The sequence below is a fragment of the Microcoleus sp. FACHB-831 genome (assembly GCF_014695585.1).
Lineage (GTDB): Bacteria > Cyanobacteriota > Cyanobacteriia > Cyanobacteriales > FACHB-T130 > FACHB-831.
Genome location: NZ_JACJON010000068.1, coordinates 33,416 through 47,186, shown reverse-complemented (window position 1 = coordinate 47,186; position 13,771 = coordinate 33,416). Strand labels below are relative to the sequence as shown.

Annotated in this window: 10 protein-coding genes; 6 read left to right on the top strand and 4 right to left on the bottom strand. The window is 44.0% G+C overall.

From position 1 onward, the window contains the following. Nucleotides 1–16: 16 nt before the first annotated feature. Entirely contained in the window at nucleotides 17–592 is a 576-nt protein-coding gene (locus H6F77_RS20635; RefSeq protein WP_190490688.1) for a Uma2 family endonuclease, read from the top strand. A gap of 9 nt (nucleotides 593–601) precedes the next feature. Here H6F77_RS20635 and H6F77_RS20630 read toward each other — a convergent pair whose 3' ends face one another. Further along, nucleotides 602–1,972 (bottom strand): helix-turn-helix domain-containing protein, encoded by a 1,371-nt coding sequence (locus H6F77_RS20630; RefSeq protein ID WP_190490686.1) that lies wholly within the window; start codon nucleotides 1,970–1,972, stop codon nucleotides 602–604. 332 nt (nucleotides 1,973–2,304) lie between these two features. Here H6F77_RS20630 and H6F77_RS20625 point away from each other — a divergent pair, with 332 nt between their 5' ends. The 4 genes from H6F77_RS20625 (at nucleotide 2,305) to H6F77_RS20610 (ending at nucleotide 7,374) form a co-directional block, all read left to right on the top strand. After that, a complete protein-coding gene (locus tag H6F77_RS20625) occupies nucleotides 2,305–2,742 on the top strand; it encodes a hypothetical protein (RefSeq protein WP_190490684.1) in 438 nt (145 codons plus the stop codon). A gap of 219 nt (nucleotides 2,743–2,961) precedes the next feature. After that, complete coding sequence (locus H6F77_RS20620) at nucleotides 2,962–3,774, top strand: SDR family NAD(P)-dependent oxidoreductase (protein ID WP_190490683.1); 813 nt, start codon at nucleotides 2,962–2,964, stop codon at nucleotides 3,772–3,774. Nucleotides 3,775–3,882: 108 nt separating this feature from the next. Next, nucleotides 3,883–5,856, top strand: coding sequence for an acetate--CoA ligase (acs, locus tag H6F77_RS20615; protein ID WP_190490680.1), 1,974 nt, complete (start codon nucleotides 3,883–3,885; stop codon nucleotides 5,854–5,856). A 129-nt stretch (nucleotides 5,857–5,985) separates the two neighbouring features. Continuing rightward, complete coding sequence (locus tag H6F77_RS20610; protein WP_190490678.1) at nucleotides 5,986–7,374, top strand: ArnT family glycosyltransferase; 1,389 nt, start codon at nucleotides 5,986–5,988, stop codon at nucleotides 7,372–7,374. A gap of 97 nt (nucleotides 7,375–7,471) precedes the next feature. On the opposite strand, the gene H6F77_RS20605 is transcribed toward H6F77_RS20610, so the two are convergent. Continuing rightward, nucleotides 7,472–8,896: a glycosyltransferase gene (locus tag H6F77_RS20605; RefSeq protein WP_190490676.1), complete on the bottom strand. Its 1,425-nt coding sequence runs from the start codon at nucleotides 8,894–8,896 to the stop codon at nucleotides 7,472–7,474. A 598-nt stretch (nucleotides 8,897–9,494) separates the two neighbouring features. Here H6F77_RS20605 and H6F77_RS20600 point away from each other — a divergent pair. Continuing rightward, a complete protein-coding gene (locus H6F77_RS20600) occupies nucleotides 9,495–11,207 on the top strand; it encodes a glycosyltransferase family protein (RefSeq protein WP_190490674.1) in 1,713 nt (570 codons plus the stop codon). Nucleotides 11,208–11,581: 374 nt separating this feature from the next. On the opposite strand, the gene H6F77_RS20595 is transcribed toward H6F77_RS20600, so the two are convergent. Together H6F77_RS20595 and H6F77_RS20590 are read right to left on the bottom strand one after the other, a co-directional pair. Continuing rightward, complete coding sequence (locus tag H6F77_RS20595; RefSeq protein ID WP_190490672.1) at nucleotides 11,582–13,486, bottom strand: S9 family peptidase; 1,905 nt, start codon at nucleotides 13,484–13,486, stop codon at nucleotides 11,582–11,584. Between the two features lie 39 nt (nucleotides 13,487–13,525). Continuing rightward, on the bottom strand, nucleotides 13,526–13,738 hold the full coding sequence (locus H6F77_RS20590) for a hypothetical protein (protein ID WP_190490670.1): 213 nt from the start codon (nucleotides 13,736–13,738) through the stop codon (nucleotides 13,526–13,528). Nucleotides 13,739–13,771: the final 33 nt, after the last annotated feature.

Below are 13,771 nucleotides of genomic sequence, written 5' to 3'. Positions count from 1 at the left end.
AATTTAAAATACCCAGATGAATACCCTAACCCTCAACCTCAACCCCGTTATTGAACTGACAGATGAGCAATTTTATCACCTATGTCAGATCAACCGCGATCTGAGATTTGAACGCACCGCGAAAGGAGAATTAATTATCATGCCACCCACAGGGGGAGAGACAAGTAACCGCAATGCTGGACTAAATGCTCAAGTTTGGATCTGGAATGACCAAAATAAACTAGGTGTAGTTTTCGAGTCATCCGGTGGTTTTAAACTGCCAAATGGTGCAGATCGTTCTCCTGATGCTGCGTGGGTTAAACAGGAACGCTGGGATGCTTTAACAAGCGAACAAAAAGAGAAATTTATTCCCCTTTGTCCTGATTTTGTGGTTGAGTTGCGTTCTCCGAGCGATCGCTTGAAAGTAATTCAGGAGAAAATGATTGAATACAGAGACAATGGCACTCGTTTGGGTTGGTTAATTAACCGCAAATCCAGAAAAGTAGAAATTTATCGTCCCAATCAAGAAGTAGAATTGATTGAATCTCCTGCTACCCTATCAGGAGAAGATGTTTTACCTGGATTTGTCCTAAATTTTGAATCAATCTGGTAACGCAATAAATTACTGAGAATATCGATTTTTAACATACTGTTTTAACACAGGATTGAGAGTAAAAAAGGTTGCATTGCCTTCCTCTTTTGCATCCACTAATAATCGCATTACGAGCGATCGCATGATATTTAATAACTCGGAAGGAGCTAATTCTATTTTGTTAAAAATTTGCGGCAAAGAAAGTTCATTTTCATCTACAAGCTGAATCATTACCGCCTGTTCTTGCTGCGTTAGACGCTGAAAGTGTTGGTCTAGTTGTGCTTGCAAAGATTCCTCTAAGATTGGCGCGTCATATTGCAAAAACTCAGAAACTCTACTTCCAAATAACTCTTGAATCAAAGTTGCAGTAAGTTCTAACCAGAGAGGATTTCCTTGATAGGTATTAATTAGAGTTTCCCAGCTTTCTTCATCTGATAACTTTTGATATCTCAAAATATCTTTAGCTGCAACACCTAAACTTCCTAAAACTAGCGATCGCACTGGGGTATGTTCTCTTTCTAATTTGCAAACTTCTCTAGGTTTCTCCCAACTATTCAACATCAAACAACTGTTGTGAGAAACTTCTGCGATTCGTTTGAAAAATAGTTGATAATTTTCATAGCCAGATTTATATTGACCTGCAAGTTGTCCGCTGCTAAAAAGCATTTGTACGTCATCCAGGACAATCAGACATCGATACTTGCGTAGGTATTTGAGGAGTTGGGAAAGTTGCGTTTCGATGTTATGGGTAATTTCGGCTTTATCCGAGAATATTTGCAGCAGGTTGGTGAGGGTTGCATCTAGGGTTGGAGAAAAGCAGAGACTGCGATAGATGACGTAATCGAAGTGGATTTTGGTTTGTTCTATCAGCCGCATTGCAAGGGTAGTTTTGCCAATTCCACTGATTCCCAGAAGTCCGACAAGGCGACAGCGATCGCGTATTATCCAGCCTTCCAGGGTGGAGAGTTCCTCGGTGCGTCCGTAGAAGTTGAATATTTCCGGTGCGTCGCCTAAGTCTAGATGCAGTTGAGTTGGGTTTTGCTGGGGTTGTTGCGTGACTTTTGAAGATTGCGAATTTTCTGGACAAATGTTGACATTATTAACTGTTACATGATCTCTCCCGATAGCTGATGCAGAATTGTAAAATTTTGCCCTCTCCAATATTGATTTAACATTGGTTTTACTGATATCTTCACCTAATACCTCTGAAAGTATTTTCCATAGGTCAGAAGCACTACTCCTAACGTAACCTTCACTGCAACTACGGTCTTGTGCGATTTTTGCATATTTCTGACCTTGGAATGTTTCCCTTAAGATAGCCTGTTGCAGGTCGTCTAAGTGGTTTCCTGTCTTGGCAAACACTAGCTCGTCGGCAAATCTTAAGATTTCCTGAAGCTCCATAAGTCCTGGTTGTCTTGTTTTTGCCTATTTTATCTGATTTTTTAGGACAGTGTATTACATTTTACATGACAGAATCAGGCTTTTTATGATATATGCAATTAAATTATTACGCGATAATGGTGACTATATAGTGTTTTAGTATAAAAACCAACTTGTTATGGCAAGAGCCTAAGTTGCAAAACAAAAAAGCTATCAGCCTTTTTGTTAGTTGATGGTATTAACTCGGGAGCAAAACTACAACTGAACCGCCCCCTTGTTTGTCTGTGAACAGGTTGTACCAAATATGACACGCTATTAATTACCCATACATCCTAGTTAGATTCGACAAAACAATGCGTAGAAAGTCTTTGTTAGTTTTAACTTGTCTGGTTTTAGGTTTTTTAGTAACTGCACCTGTATCTCTAGCTAGAGATCCTTGGGCGTTATCCGGGAATCAAAAGATAGGATACTGCGCCTTTAATGAAGGTAACGATGAATGTGGTTTTGGACAATATGCTGAAAGAGACAAAGGAAATGCCAGACAAATAGGCGGGTTTTATATAGACCCTTTGAACAATTTTCGATCAACCGACTCAATAATGTTTTTTTACCTGGTGCAATATTGCGGGAGAAACGATTGGTCAGATCTTCATTTTCATCAACTTTCCACTCGAGGAAACAATTGGATAGATTTTGGAGAAAATGTATGTAAATTTAAGTACGGTATTGGGAGACGGCAGGGAGAAAAGTTCACTCTCAAATTTGAAATGAACTATTCTTTGGACTACTAATAATATATTCCTCACTTTGATTTGGGATTGCCCTCATTTTGCCTGTGGAGCGCTCGCATCTATCTTTCCCAGAAAGCGATCGCGTTTATCTTCTCCATGCGTGCGATCGCATCCCCATTTCCCATACGTGCGATCGCACCCTATTAAATCTAACCCTCGTTATACGCTTAACGGGGGAGTTTAATACACAATATTTAGAAATATTGTGTATTAAACAGCATGGCTCCCACTGCACTAATTACTGGCGCTTCCCAAGGAATAGGCAAAGCAACAGCACTTCTATTTGCTCAAAAAGGTTACGATTTAGTCCTCGCAGCACGACAACCAGAACGCTTAGAAGAAGTGGCGATCGCAGTGCGAAAGAGCGATCGCCAAGTCCTTGCAATTCCCACAGATATCACCGACGTGCAACAAGTAAACGCACTCGCGGAAAAAGCATTAGACTTCTACGGCGCTATCGACGTACTAATTAATAATGCCGGAATCTGCCTGACAGGGCCACTAGAAAACACCTCAATTAGCGACTGGCAGAACATTATAAATACCAATGTGTGGGGATACATCCACACCATTCAAGCCTTGCTACCGCACTTCCTAAAACGCGCTGAAGGCACAATTGTCAACGTCGGCTCTTTTGGGGGCAAAGTACCCCTTCCCAACATGACAGCTTATTGCACTAGCAAATATGCCATCACCGGACTAACCGAAACCATGCGCCTAGAACTAGAACCAAAAGGCATTCATGTAGGTATCGTCCAACCCAGTGCAACTAACAGTAACTTCCTCGAACGAGCGCAATTTCGGGGGAAGGATGAACAAGAAGCATCAACCCGCCGCCAGCAGATGAGCGATTTGCTGCAAACCCCATTTGCGAGTAAGTCGGAAGACGTGGCGCAGGCAATTTGGGATACCGTCAAGCACAAGCGGTCTGAAGTGGTAGTCGGTTCAGCAACGACTCTCGCTACAGCTTACCGATTCTTCCCTGGCTTAATGCAGTGGGTGATGCAACGTTCTGTTCAAAACATGAAGTGAGAAAATAGTCGTCTTGAAAAGACTACTGCTTAACGAAACTCAAAATTATTTTGTGCAAATCTGGGTCAAGAATGTTTAAAATGAGCAACCCAGGCAGAAGCAAGAGTTATGTCACAACCCACCATAGAATCAATCCTGAAAGAAGATCGCCTATTCCATCCACCAGAGCAATTTTCCCAAAAAGCCCACATCAAAAGCCTGGAGGAGTATCAGCAACTTTATGACCGCGCCAAGGCTGACCCCCAGAAATTTTGGGCAGAACTAGCAGAACAAGAATTGCACTGGTTTGAGAAGTGGCATACCGTGCTGGATTGGGAACCGCCCTTCGCTAAGTGGTTCGTTGGCGGCAAAATTAATATTTCCTACAACTGTCTAGATAGACACTTAACCACCTGGCGCAAGGATAAACCCGCTTTGATTTGGGAAGGCGAACCGGGAGACTCGCGAACTTTGACTTATGCACAGTTGCACGGGGAAGTTTGCCAGATGGCAAACGCGCTGAAACAACTGGGAGTGGAAAAAGGCGATCGCGTGGGTATCTATATGCCTATGATTCCAGAAGCCGCGATCGCCATGTTAGCTTGCGCCCGCATCGGTGCAGCCCACACTGTCATTTTTGGTGGCTTCAGCGCCGAAGCAGTGCGCGATCGCTTGAACGACGGACAAGCTAAAGCAGTAATCACCGCTGATGGTGGCTGGCGCAAAGATGCAATCGTTCCCCTCAAAGAACAAGTAGATAAAGCCCTCGCCGATGGTGGTGTCCCCAGCGTGAAAAACGTCCTCGTTGTCAAACGCACCGGACAAGAAGTTTATATGCAGCTAGGCGGTCGCGACCATTGGTGGCATGAAATGCAACAAAGCGTCTCAACCGATTGTCCAGCCGAACCTATGGATAGCGAAGATCTCCTGTTCATCCTCTATACCAGCGGTAGCACTGGGAAACCCAAAGGCGTCGTCCACACCACTGGCGGCTATAACCTCTATACCCACATGACGGGTAAATGGGCATTTGACCTCCAGGATACTGATGTTTATTGGTGTACCGCAGACGTAGGCTGGATTACCGGACACAGCTACATAGTTTATGGCCCCCTGTCCAACGGCGCGACTACGCTAATGTACGAAGGTGCGCCTCGTGCGTCGAATCCCGGTTGTTTCTGGGATGTGATTGAAAAACACGGTGTCACTATCTTCTACACCGCGCCTACAGCAATTCGTTCTTTCATCAAAATGGGAGAAGACCTGCCCAAAGCGCGAAATCTGTCTTCGCTGCGATTGCTGGGAACTGTGGGCGAACCGATTAACCCGGAAGCGTGGATGTGGTATCACCGAGTTATTGGCGGGGAACGTTGTCCGATTGTGGATACTTGGTGGCAAACTGAGACTGGTGGCTTTATGGTGACGCCGCTTCCGGGCGCGATCGCTACAAAACCCGGTTCTGCTACCCTTCCCTTTCCGGGAATTATGGCTGATGTTGTGGATTTGGAAGGCGAATCAGTTCCCGACAATGAAGGCGGATATTTAGTAATTAAGTACCCCTGGCCGGGAATGATGCGGACTGTCTACGGCGATCCAGATCGGTTCCGTAGCACTTATTGGGAACACGTCCCCCCCAAAGATGGGCAATATTTCTATTTTGCTGGAGATGGGGCGCGTCGCGATGAAAATGGCTACTTCTGGGTGATGGGTCGAGTGGATGATGTGATTAATGTTGCTGGCCACCGATTAGGGACGATGGAGGTTGAGTCGGCGCTGGTGTCTCATCCTGCGGTTGCTGAAGCGGCTGTGGTGAGCAAGCCTGATGAGGTGAAGGGTGAGGATATTGTTGCTTTTGTTACTTTAGAGGGCAGCCACCAGCCGAGTGAGGAACTGAGTAAGGAACTAAAGCAACACGTAGTTAAAGAGATAGGCGCGATCGCGCGTCCGGGTGAAATTCGCTTTACCGATTCTTTGCCGAAAACTCGTTCGGGTAAGATTATGCGGCGGTTGCTGCGATCGCTTGCTTCTGGTCAAGAAGTCTCCGGCGACACCTCTACATTAGAGGATCGTGGCGTACTCGACAAACTGCGGGAAGGCACATAAGCCAATAGGGCGTAGCGAAGCTTCTGCGCTACGCCCTTAATTAATTTTTCTGCTATGCTGTTCGCAAGATGTGTAGCATCTATATTTCAATACTACTCACTGTCTTTGTAGTAACTGCCGCGAAGCAATATGAAAAGACTAATTCTGCCCATACTGTTAGGCGCTTTTTTAATTAGATTTTTACTTCCGCTTTTTGCCTTTATTTATACCAACAACCCATTAGTATTCCATTCAGCCGATACAGGCTTATACATAGAACCAGCCACTCAACTACTAGCAACTGGTCGCTTTCTAAACAAAGATGGTGTAACGCCAGATATTGAATATCCGCCTGGGTATCCATTATTATTACTTCCCGGTCTTTTGTTAAACAACCCCGAAGGAGTTACTATTGGCCTACAAATCCTTTTAAGTTGTTTAACAGTTTACCTAGTTTACCAAGTTGCATTGCTTTTATCTGGAGGTAAAGTTAAACTTTCAGCTTTATGTGCTGGGTTATATGCAGTTGAACCACTTTCAATTTTGTATACGACAAAACTAATGTCGGAGACATTATATACCACTATATTAATGGTGTTTTTATATTGTTTTTGTAAGTATATAGAATGCAGACGCTTCAAATATTTACTCTTCTCTGCAATTGCTTTAGGGGTCTCCACTTATGTTAGACCCATCAGCTATTACTTGCCGTTTCTAATAACTATTTTTCTATTAATCTGGATTTTTACCAAAATACAGAAGAAAAAAATATTCCTCGTTCACGCCTGTTTGTTTTTTGTAATTTCCATGGGAATCATTGGCGTTTGGGAAGTTAGGAACAGGGTTGTGGCTGGATATCCTGGATTTGCGGCTGGTGTTGATGTTAATCTCTATTTTTATAAAGCTGCGTCCGTCCTGGCTGTGAAAGAGAACATCCCCTTCGTTGATATGCAAAAGAAGCTGGGATTTCTAGATCGACAAATTTATTATAGTTTGCACCCAGAACTACGCAACGGAACCCAAACGGAGAGATATTTGTCCATGCGCGAAGATGGCAAAAAGATTCTCGCCGAAAATCGCTTGGTTTATCTAATTCTGCACTTAAAGGGCATTGTACAAGTTCTCAGCGGGCCTGGTGCTGGCGAGTACATAAGTTTATTTGGGCGCAATGTTAACGAACTAGGAAAAACTCAAGGAGCATTTCAAGATAGCAGAACAGAAACCGCCAAAAGCATTATGCAAAAAGATCCTGTAATTTTCGGAACTTACGCACTTATGGGCGTGCTTTTATTTGCCTACATTTTACTGGCGGCGGTAGGGTTGATTTCTTATAGAAATTGGCTCAACAATATACCATTTATGGCGCTTCTGAGTTTGGGTTTTTACTTACTTGCCGCTGCTGGAGGGCAAAGCGGTTACAGCCGTTTTCGCCATCCAATTATGCCGCTTATCTGCATTCTTGCCGGATATGGCTTGTCTGTAATTTTTGATAAGTTCAGCAAGAAGAATTCTCTAGAAGAACAAAGCGTTGCCGAGTAGGAGAATTATCTCCTCTATCGGCAACGCTTGGCTGAGGTTAAAACAGGAGGAAAGCGGGAATAGCGATCGCCCTCCTCTTTTAACTCCAATTTCTCAACTAAATGAACTTGATTTTCTTGGCTGCATACATACACATCTTAAAAAGGGTAAGTCCTTCTTTAACGTGTTGAATGTTTGAACTTCCATAAGTTCTAGGGACGTATCTAACTGGGATATCTTTAATATGCAGGCCAAGTTTAGCAGCACCAAATAGAAGATCGAAATCTCCAAATGGGTCGAAATCTCCAAAATACGAGCGATTATCTGCTATCTTCTGATAGTTTTCCTTAGTAAGCGCCTTAGTTCCACAAAGCGAATCTTTGATCTTGGTACTTAACAAGTAAGACAGGAACCAGGCAAAAAATCTATTCGCCATCTGGTTAAGCCAAGGCATAGCTTCTTTATTTACTGGATAGATTAATCTACAGCCATTGGCAAATTCACAGAATCCAGAAGCCACCGCCTCGTAGAAATAAATTAGCTCTTCTGGCTTAACTGTCAAATCTGAGTCGAGAATGATCAGTACGTCACCAGTCGCCATGTCAAAGCCTTGACGAACTGCGTCTCCCTTACCTTTGCCACTTTGCTGGGCTATCTTAATATCCCAGCGATCGCCATATTCAGCTTGGACGCGCTGAATTTCACTCCAAGTATCATCCTTAGAGTGCCCCTCTATAAAAATAATTTCAGTGTGCTTGCCCATTTTTGGCAGCCGCGTAACGCAACCCTCTATATTCTTGGATTCGTTTCGCGCTGGAACAATAACTGAACAAGTCATTTGATCGATTCTTTTCTGTTTCTCATCCTCGCTTGGGCGGATTCTTGCTATAGCGTATTCTGTTAAACACAAGCTATTGAATCCTGGTAGATGAGCTAAAAAGCTATTAAAAAACCAAGAAATTAGAGGAATTCGCTTGGGAAATAGCATCCGCTTGCCGCGATAAACTACCTCAAATCCATTGAGACTTAGCAAATTCTCAATATCCTGATAACTTAGCCAATTTAAGGACAAGAAAGGCATCCTCTGCTTAAGTAAGGTAGCCAATCTCAAAATTATTTCCCAGGCTGGATTATGATAAGTTAAAACTACCCGAGTAGATGGCGTACAGGCTTTGTGTATGTTTCTCAATGCCTTCTGAATATCGCCAATGTAGCTAATTGTATTCGCCAGTAATATATAGTCAAATGATTGGTTAGGAGCAAATTCCTCTATATCTTCGACAGCAAACTCTAAATCAGGGAAGTTTGTGCGCGAATTCTCAACCGTTTGCTCGCTTCTGTCAATTCCCAAACCATGTTTAGGTTCTACAGCGTTCAGCAATTCTCCCAATCCTATGCCAACTTCTAGAACATCGGCTCTTGGTTGAACTACAGAACAGTAAAATTTTTCTAAATCTTTATAGTAATAAAGATTGCGGTTTCTCCACTTTTGTACGGGTTCGTTATAAGTTTCCAACTTTTGTACAGGGGCGATCTGAGTCATGTGAGGAAATTTCCCAAAAGCTATACAAAGAAATATTATTATACACCTATTAAGCAAAAATCGCAGTAGTGGTTAATACTAAATTAGGTATTTATTTGCAGCCATTTGATAATAAGAACCAACCTTCAAGAACCTTGCTGAGTACAGTGCAAATAAGCTCTGAAAACTTCCCAGTGTAGTAGTAGGAGATTACTGTACTGTTAATGATTTACATTTGTAAGGGGTAAGTCCATAGTGTCACCTTGACGAAGATCGTCGTGCAGCACGCGCTACCTAATGAACATAGCCACGTCTTGTTTTGCCCTCCAGCATACTCATATTTGCTGGTGTATAAAAGCTAAATCGTTGACGAATGGCTATTTAACACCGCCTATCTGGCAATTTGTAAAGCAGAACTAAAACTTTTGATAGATATCTTAATAAAGATATCACTCTACTATGCGAGTGGCAAACATTAGGGACTCTACTTGCAATGTTTGGAATACAGACTGTTTCCTCTCCCTCTAAGAAAGAATCCCATTGGCGTGCAAGCACTTTGCAGAAGCATGTCAAAAAAAGATATTCCCTAAGAGCTATCTTTTGGCTCGTAGCTATAGTTATGGGTGCTGTTCAAGGCTGGGCTTACCGTTACACCATGTGGTCAGATGGTATTTCTTACTTAGACATGGGTGATGCCTACTTCCGAGGAGACTGGAACTTAGCTCTGAATGGTCACTGGAGTCCGCTTTATTCTTGGGTGCTAGGCTTGAGTTTTTTTATTTTAAAGCCTTCTCCTTACTGGGAATTTCCCCTCGTACATTTGGTTAATTTTATTCTTTATATAGTCGCTTTAGTCTGCTTTGAATTTTTCTTAGGCGAACTGCTTTTTTATTATCAAAATAAAGTGGCGATCGCAGATGGTAAAAATAATTATTTTAAAATACCAGAATGGGTGTGGATAGTACTAGGTTATACTATATTTCTCTGGTCTTCTCTCAAATGGATACGGGTTCCTGTTGAAGATACAGCGGCAGTAACACCAGATATGTGCGCTACTGCACTTGTATACATAGCTTCGGGGCTATTGTTGCGGATATATGCAAAGTCTGACTCTTGGTACAACTTCATTATCCTGGGATTCGTTCTTGGATTAAGTTATCTATCCAAGACAGCGATGTTTCCCCTAGCTTTTGTATTTTTAGGAGTTAGCTTATTTTCAGTAGGCAATCTGCGACGAGCATTTCCACGAGTATTAGTTGCACTACTGGTTTTTGCTATTACCGTAGCTCCTTTCATTACTGCCTTTTCCCTAGCGAAAGGTCGCCTGACGTCTGGTGATACGGGCAAGACAACTTATGCATGGTTTGTTAGCGGCGTTCAGCCTGGTTATCGACATTGGCAGGGAAATCCGCCCGATCATGGTAAGCCCAAGCATCCGACTAGACAAATATTTGATAATCCTCCAGTTTACGAATTCGCCTCGCCTTTTAATGTTAGCTATGCTCCTTGGTACGACCCCTCATACTGGTATGAAGGCGTTAAAACAAAATTTAATCTAGGCAAACAGCTAGCAACAATAGCAAAAATTGCCAGCAGTTACTATAAAATGTTTTTCGCCCAATTAGCATTCGGATATTTAATAGTTGCTTGTATGGGGGATAGACTTAAATTTGCTGGAAAAGACTTAGCACAAAATTGGCGGATACTGATTCCAGCGATCGCGGGCTTAGGGGTTTATATGCTAGTGTACCTAGAGGAAAGATACGTGGCTTCCTTTGTCGTACTTTTGTTTGCCGGAGTTTTGGCAAGCGTGCGCCTGCCCGATTCGCAAAAATCTAAAAAATTAATAACTGCTATGACTCTGGCTGCTTTAATCGTAAGCGGTGGTTATCTGGCTAAAGACTCGATAAACGACGTAGGAAAAAGATTAATAGCAGCAGAACATATTGACTGGCAGGTGGCGGACGGCTTAAACAATCAGATGGGAATTAAACCTGGAGATAAAGTCGGATACATTGCATATTTTTCCAAACGTCGCCAAACAATTGTTGATGGTGCATTCGCGGGTCACTGGGCTAGATTGGCGCGAGTGAGGATTGTTTCTGAGGTGGATGCCAAAGATGCTGATAGCTTTTGGTCAGCAGAACCATCAGTTCAGGCAGAAGTTATAAAAGCGATCGCAACAACAGGAGTAAAAGCTATTGTTAGCGGAAATATACCACCTTTAAACACTTTCAAGGATTGGAAAAAGCTTGGCAATACTGAATCTTACGCTTATCTTATAAAAGAGCAGTCAAATCAAGCGGCTGAAGTGGGCGATCGCGTTCCATAGCTGTTGAACGTGGCGCTAGGGAAAAGATTGCCATAAATCTCATAGCCGAGCCATACCGAGACATTTTCTTCGCAGCTTACGGTATGAAGAATTAGGTAATGATTATGCACGAATGCTGGCGTAATTTCTAAAACCTAAACTGGTACTTTGCGTACACATTCACAAACGATACCGCAACGCAGTTTCATTTTCCCCTACTCTGGCGACAAATATTTGCTACGCAGGCAGAAGATGCAATTGCTATTTTCCACCTCACTTCAGAAGGAATTGTAGAAGTCAGCTTGCAAAGGGGACAGGTGGGCAATGCCCACCCTACTTTAGATTAAAGTTTCCTTGCCTCTGTCAAAGAAAGTTATTAATTTGTCACAGTTTCCCTATGACTTCACTACACCGGAATGGCCTTGGATGTCTCCTATGGGTTCGCACCGACCGCCTAAGTATTTGGCTAAGAAATCCTCGGTTATGGCGAAGAAGTGCAGTCGATTTTCTGGACGTGCGAAGCCGTGTCCTTCATCGGTGTAGAGGGCGTATTCAACAGGCTTACCTGCTTTTTGCATCGCCTCTACAATTTGTTCGCTTTCTGCTTGCTTAACTCGCGGATCGTTTGCACCTTGGCCGATTAGTAAAGGTTTTTGGATGCGGTCAACATAAAATAGGGGCGATCGCTCTTTCAAAAACTCCTCTTCTGTCTCCAAATCTCCCAGGCGATGGGAAAACATTGCCTTCATCGGTGCCCAATATGGGGGGATACTTTGCATTAGCGTTATCAAATTGCTGGGGCCAACGATATCCACGCCGCAGGCGAACGCATCGGGAGTGAAAGTCAATCCCACTAAGGTTGCATAACCGCCATAAGAACCGCCCATGATGGCAATCTTATTACGGTCAGAAATGCCTTTTTCCACCAGCCAATTAACGGCATCAATCAAGTCGTCGTGCATCTTAGCCGCCCACTCGCGATTGCCAGCGTTGACGAATGCTTTGCCGTAGCCAACGGAACCCCGAAAGTTTACTTGCAGTACGGCATAACCTCGATTGGCTAGCCACTGCGCTTCTGGGTCGTAACCCCAAGTATCGCGTGCCCAGGGGCCACCATGAACGAGAAGCACTGTTGGTAAATTGTTTGCAGGTATCCCTACAGGCGTTGTCAGGTAGCCGTGAATTGTTAAGCCGTCCCGTGCCTCGTAGGAAATTGGTTGCATGGATGCAAGCTGCAAGCCTTCGAGTTTGGGTTGGTTGCTAAAAAGCAAGCTACTGGTTTTCGAGTCTCGGTTGTAGGCGTAGTAATAGACAGGGCCATTGTCAGCCATGTAAGATACTAGCCAGTTTTTGTCGGCCAGGTCGCGGCTGCCAACTGCAAAATCTCCTGGACTTACTTGAGCGATCGCCTCAAAATCAGCAGCTATGCTTTCATCAAGTACCTGCCACTCTTGTTTGTCTTTATAGAAGGAAACCGCCTGGATGACTCGCGTAACTGGGTGGACGAGTATCCCGCCGATGTCGTATTGAGGATCTTCGGCAATAACTGTTTCCTTACGGGTGGCTAAATCTAGGGCAATCAAACGGCTGGCGTTAGCATCGTGACTGCCGCTGATGTAGAGTGTTTTACCATCAGCCGAGAAACTAACCGCGCCGCCTTCATCATCTGGCCCCCAGTGGCGGAGAGTTTCCCAAGGCTTATCTATCGTTTCCCGGAACAATAGATCGTAACCACCATCTGGCGTTGCGGCTGTGGCTGCGCGTACTTGGAACTGGGCGTCAGCCGTCCAGCCAACGATATTGCCTGGGTTTTCGGTATCTAACTCAGCTGCACCGTTTTTCAGGTTGATGCGGTAGACATCGTGTTTGCTGGGGTCGTTCAGGTTCATCCCCACTAGCGCTTCTGAAGGGAAATTCGGGTCGAGTTCGATGGGTTGAGCTTGAATTCCTTGGAACGGCGTTATGTCACGGACGATGTTGGACTGTATGTTGACTAAGTAGAGGTGAAAGTTCTCGTCGCCTTCCGAGTCTTGCATATATAGCAATTGGTCGGTGTTATAAGTCCAGAAGAATATGCGAATGCCGCGCTTTTTGTCGGCGGTTAGCTGGCGGTCGTCTTCTTGTCCGACGGTACGCAGCCATACTTGCAAGACATTTTTATCGTCGGGGGCGATGTAGGCTAGGTACTTGCCATCGGGTGAAAGTTGCGGGCTGGTGCGTTCTGGGTTGCCGAAGAGAATATCGCGGGGAATCAGCGGCGGTAGTTGGCTTGGCTTCTGTTCGACTGTTGCCGATTGCATAATTTCTTCCTAAAGTTGATTTACCTATTCTTACTTTGCTCATAGAGATAGGAAATCACCCAGTCCGGTTAACCGAAATGAGGAAAGCGCGATCGCCTGGGCCAGGGACGTGAAATCAGTTTTGGTAAAATTATGCACAAGCGCACCCGTTAGCTTCCCACCAAAGCGCGATCTCCACAGCCTGGTTATCTCACTTTCACCAGCTACATCTAAATTTAAAAAGCGCGATCGCTTTCCTGATGAGGTCCTCAATCAGCATTAATCGCAAAATAAATAAATTCAATT

Bases quoted from the DNA above. Each gene is read 5' to 3' on its own strand.
- H6F77_RS20605 (WP_190490676.1), bottom strand. From the start codon at position 8,896: ATGACTCAGATCGCCCCTGTACAAAAGTTGGAAACTTATAACGAACCC.
- acs (WP_190490680.1), top strand. From the start codon at position 3,883: ATGTCACAACCCACCATAGAATCAATCCTGAAAGAAGATCGCCTATTC.
- H6F77_RS20635 (WP_190490688.1), top strand. From the start codon at position 17: ATGAATACCCTAACCCTCAACCTCAACCCCGTTATTGAACTGACAGAT.
- H6F77_RS20620 (WP_190490683.1), top strand. From the start codon at position 2,962: ATGGCTCCCACTGCACTAATTACTGGCGCTTCCCAAGGAATAGGCAAA.
- H6F77_RS20625 (WP_190490684.1), top strand. From the start codon at position 2,305: ATGCGTAGAAAGTCTTTGTTAGTTTTAACTTGTCTGGTTTTAGGTTTT.
- H6F77_RS20600 (WP_190490674.1), top strand. From the start codon at position 9,495: ATGGGTGCTGTTCAAGGCTGGGCTTACCGTTACACCATGTGGTCAGAT.
- H6F77_RS20595 (WP_190490672.1), bottom strand. From the start codon at position 13,486: ATGCAATCGGCAACAGTCGAACAGAAGCCAAGCCAACTACCGCCGCTG.
- H6F77_RS20630 (WP_190490686.1), bottom strand. From the start codon at position 1,972: ATGGAGCTTCAGGAAATCTTAAGATTTGCCGACGAGCTAGTGTTTGCC.
- H6F77_RS20610 (WP_190490678.1), top strand. From the start codon at position 5,986: ATGAAAAGACTAATTCTGCCCATACTGTTAGGCGCTTTTTTAATTAGA.